Origin of the sequence: Elioraea sp. (assembly GCF_051860475.1) — a bacterium.
Taxonomy (GTDB): domain Bacteria; phylum Pseudomonadota; class Alphaproteobacteria; order Acetobacterales; family Acetobacteraceae; genus Elioraea.
In genome coordinates, this window is record NZ_JBHYDW010000134.1 from 8,121 (window position 1) to 12,082 (window position 3,962).

A 3,962-nucleotide genomic window follows, 5' to 3' on the forward strand; every position below is an offset into this window, starting at 1 on the left:
CGCCGCCACTAGACCGTCGCGCAGCCGCATCATTCGCGCCATCGCCCCGCCCACCCGCTCGGCACGACGGAGCGATACGCGAAGGCGCCGGGCGTCGCGCGGATACGACGCCTCATCGAGTCGGCCGAGCGCATGCGCGACCGCAAGCCCTGCGAGCTCGCCCTGCAGCACGGCCACAGCAGCTCCGCCGATCCCGCCGACCTCGCCGACAAGCCACAGCCCTGGCAACGACGTGGCGAGCGAGCCGTCACGTTCAGCGAACCATCCGCCCCGATCCGCGTCGTACCGGTGCGCCATCCGCAGCAGCCGTGTCGCCGCGGTGTCGGGCACCAGGCCGTGGCCGATCGCGAGACAGTCGGCTTCGAACCGGTGCGGTGCCGATCCTGGCAGGGGCCGTCCGGTCTGGTCGACTGGCGCAACGACGACCTCGCGCACGGTGTCTCCACCGGCGACGCCGATCACGCCGTGGCGCGACAGCACCTTCGCGCCGGCGCGGAGGATGCGCGCGAGCCAGCCCGCGCCGCGAGCCGCGAGGTCGGGCCGCGCCGAGAGCTGTGCCAGCGCGGCGAGCCACTCGCGGCGCGCAGCGAGATCCACGACCGCGACGACCTCACCCCCCGCCTTCAGGACGCCGGCGGCGACGGCGGCGAGCAGCGGCCCGCAGCCCGCCACCACGCAGCGCCGGCCCGGCAGAACTCCATCCGACTTCAGCAGGATCGTTGCCGCAGCCAGCCCGATCACGCCTGGCGTCGTCCAGCCCGGGAACGGCACCACACGCTCATGCGCCCCGGTCGCCAGCACGAGGGTGGACGCGCGCAGCGTCTCCGCCCGGCCGCCTCGCACGAGATCGATGCGCCAGAGATCGTTCTCCCGACCGATCAGCCAGACGCAGGCGCGCGTCAACAGCGTTACCGGTGTGGCCGCCAGGCGGGCACGCATGGCCGCACCCGCGCGCACCTCGGCGTCGGCATGGCCGGCCTGGCCCGACGGCAGGCGCCAGACCTGCCCTCCGGCCGCCGCGTTCTCGTCGATCATGACGACCGAGAGCCCGTGCGCCGCGGCCGCGAGGGCGGTGTGCGCGCCGCCAGGACCGGCGCCGATGATCGCGACGTCGATCATGCGCTGTCGGAACCGCGCAGCGAGACCAAGAGGCCTGGCCGCACCTCGGTCATGCAGGCGCGAGCGATGCGGCCATCGATGACCACCACACACTCCTGGCACGCGCCCATCAGGCAGAACGCGCCGCGAGGCGCACCGGCGCGCGGGCTGCGGCGCAGCGTTCGATGTCCCGTCGCAATTAGCGCCGCGGCGAGGCTCACGCCCGTGGGGACGCTAACAGGCGTGCCGTCAACGGCGATCGTCACATGCGGACTGGCGGTGATCGGTCCGACCATGAAGGTATGGTAGGCGCCGTGGAGCCGTCGGCAAGGTCGCGCCCTCGGCCGAAAGGGCTCTGCTTCGGAGCGGCAGTCCACTACACGCGGCCGAGCCTCCGGCGGCAGCGGAGGCGAGCATCGTCCGATCGCGTTTGCCGCGCGTCGTCAGAACAGCAGCGGCTCCGACACCAGGATCGGCGCGAGCCGCGTGAACAGTAGCCCGATCAGGCCCGCGCCAAGGGCTGCCACGCCGAGGTCCCGTAGCGGCTGCCGGTCCGCGTGGCCTCGCAGCAGTATGAATGCAACGGCCAGGAACGCCCCCGTGGCAACCACAAGCCCGATCTCCAAGACGGCGACAAAGAAGGCGCAGGACCAGAGCAGAGCAAGCGCGATGCGGCGGGCGCGGCAGGCACCTGCCCCCGAGATTTCGGACCATGGATGACGTGAGAGATTGGCTCCCCGAAGGAGAGGGAGCATGCGCAAGTGGAGGTTCACGGAGGAGCAGATGGTCGCGATCACCCGGGCGTCGGATCGCGACGGGGTGGCGTCGGTTGCGAGGCGGTACAAGGTCAGCGAGCAGACGCTGTACACGTGGAAGATGCGGTTCGGGGCGTTCCAGCCGGACGACGTGCGGCGGCTGAAGCAGCTCGAGCAGGAGAACGCGCGTCTGAAGAAGCTGGTGGCGGAGCGCGATCTCGAGATCGAGGTGATGAAGGAGATCGCCGCAAAAAAATGGTGAGCGTGCCGGCCCGCCGGGATCAGGTGATGTATGCGACGCGCCGTGGCGTGTCGCAGCGGCGGGCTTGCACGCTGATGAGGGTGGCGCGCTCGGCGCTGGGCTATCGCTCGCGACTGGCGGTGAAGGATGCGCCAGTTCTGGCGCGGATGGCATCGCTGTCGGCGCAGTATCCGCGTTACGGCTACCGCCGCATCCGGATCTTTCTGGGGCGCGATGGGCATGCGATGAGCGTTGGCCGTGCGTGGCGGCTGTGGCGGCGGGCTGGCCTGCAGCTTCCGCGCCGGCGACCGCGCAAGCGCGTGGCGAGCGGCCGGCCGCGGCCCCAGGCACCGAACGCGCCAACCAGGTCTGGGCGATCGACTTCGTGTTCGACGCCTGCGCCGATGGCCGCCAGCTCAAGTGCCTGACGATCGCCGACGAGTTCACCAAGGAGGGGCTGGCGATCGAGGTCGATGGCCGGATCCGCTCGGGCCGCGTCGTCGAGGTGCTCACGCGGCTGGTCAGCGAGCGCGGCGCGCCGGCCTATCTGCGCTGCGACAACGGTCCGGAGTTCGTCGCGCGCGCGGTGCTGAAGTGGATCGTCGAGCAGGGCATGGGCACGGCGTTCATCGATCCGGGCAAGCCGTGGCAGAACGGCGTCAACGAGAGCTTCAACGGCAAGTTCCGCGACGAGTGCCTCAGCCTCGAATGGTTCCGCTCGCGCGCCGAGGCAAAGGTCGTCATCGAGGCTTGGCGTCGGCACTACAACACGGTGCGGCCGCATTCGAGCCTCGGCTATTTGACGCCAGCGGCCTTCGCCGCGACGCTGGAACGACAGACCGCAGTGCCCGCTACCGCAACGGGCCGGGGCGCTGCGCTTGCTCGGGGCTTCGCACCCCGGCCCGTTGCCTCACCGTCCCGCAAGGGACATCTGAAGCCAGCAGCAGAGGGGCCAGTCTCAAGCTGACCGTGGTCCGAAGAAACGGGGCAGATCAGCTCACGGCTCGATCGCCCCGCGCTCGCTGCCAGAAGCCGGTCCAGATCAGCCCGCCACAGCCCGATCTTCGGCTGAGGCTGCCCGGTCAATTCGGGGGCTGCTTCAGTGCAGCATGACGCGGGTCTTCAGTGCGACAACGCGGGTGGCCAGTTTCACCAACCGCAGCCGGAGCGTGTCGAACTGCACGACACGCCAGGTGGAGCGCCTCGGCATCAGGCTGCGCAGCGACCACAGCAGCCAGTAGGCGCCGGTGTGCAGCATCAGGCGGAACTGGTTGGCAGCGGCACGGCAGCACGAGGTGCGGTCGGCGGCGAGATGGCGCTTCCACGCCTTGATGTGGTTCTCGGCCTGACCGCGCCGGCAAGAGAGGTCCTCGTAGATCGTGCGCGCCGATCCCGCGGCGAGGGTGGTGACGATGAAGCGCGTGTCGGTGCCCTGCGCGCTGGTTTCGACGCGGGCGATGATGCGTTCAACGCGCCTCCAGCTTGCGGCGCCATCGTGGAATTCCCTGTAGCGGCGGAGCTTGTCCGCGCCCGGCGTGGTGGCGTGGCGGCTGGACAGCATCGAAGGTGTCGTCGATGTCGAGGGTGAGGCACTACAACGAGGCGCGCACTCACCAGGGCCGCTGGTGCTTCGGCAAAACGCCGATGCAGACCTTCCTGGACAGCCGCCCACTCGCGCGCGAAAAGCAGCACATCGGCGAGGCCGCGTGACCCGCGGCGACTGACAGCTTCGACCTCGCGGACACCCGCCACGCCAAGTCGATGACCGTCAGATCAAGTGCAGACTTCTACACGTAAAGGCCCACGACATCGCTGAACTTCTCGGCGAACTTCGGGTCGTTGGAGAGCTTGAACGTCTTCATCCGGTG

3 protein-coding genes and 3 pseudogenes are annotated in these 3,962 nt (G+C 69.8%); 2 read left to right on the forward strand and 4 right to left on the reverse strand.

The genetic code is table 11. The annotated features are described in order from the left end of the window. The 3 genes from ACTIFU_RS18845 to ACTIFU_RS18855 all read right to left on the reverse strand — a co-directional run. A partial coding sequence (locus ACTIFU_RS18845; protein WP_439579863.1) for an NAD(P)/FAD-dependent oxidoreductase occupies window positions 1-1,119 on the reverse strand: 1,119 nt, incomplete at its 3' end. After that, window positions 1,116-1,394, reverse strand: coding sequence for a (2Fe-2S)-binding protein (locus ACTIFU_RS18850; protein WP_439579864.1), 279 nt, complete (start codon window positions 1,392-1,394; stop codon window positions 1,116-1,118). The genes ACTIFU_RS18845 and ACTIFU_RS18850, both read right to left, overlap by 4 nt. 147 nt (window positions 1,395-1,541) lie before the next feature. Then, the gene (locus ACTIFU_RS18855; protein WP_439579865.1) at window positions 1,542-1,895 is read right to left on the reverse strand and encodes a hypothetical protein; all 354 of its coding nucleotides are present in this window, start codon (window positions 1,893-1,895) and stop codon (window positions 1,542-1,544) included. On the opposite strand from ACTIFU_RS18855, the pseudogene ACTIFU_RS18860 reads away from it, so the two are divergent. Continuing rightward, a pseudogene (locus tag ACTIFU_RS18860) lies at window positions 1,852-2,911 on the forward strand (IS3 family transposase); the annotation flags it as partial. The gene ACTIFU_RS18855 and the pseudogene ACTIFU_RS18860 overlap by 44 nt on opposite strands. Before the next feature lie 285 nt (window positions 2,912-3,196). Here ACTIFU_RS18860 and ACTIFU_RS18865 read toward each other — a convergent pair. After that, window positions 3,197-3,670 (reverse strand): annotated as a pseudogene (locus ACTIFU_RS18865) (transposase); the annotation flags it as partial. 17 nt (window positions 3,671-3,687) lie between these two features. On the opposite strand from ACTIFU_RS18865, the pseudogene ACTIFU_RS18870 reads away from it, so the two are divergent. Beyond that, window positions 3,688-3,804: pseudogene (locus tag ACTIFU_RS18870) on the forward strand (IS481 family transposase); the annotation flags it as partial. Between the last annotated feature and the right edge of the window lie 158 nt (window positions 3,805-3,962).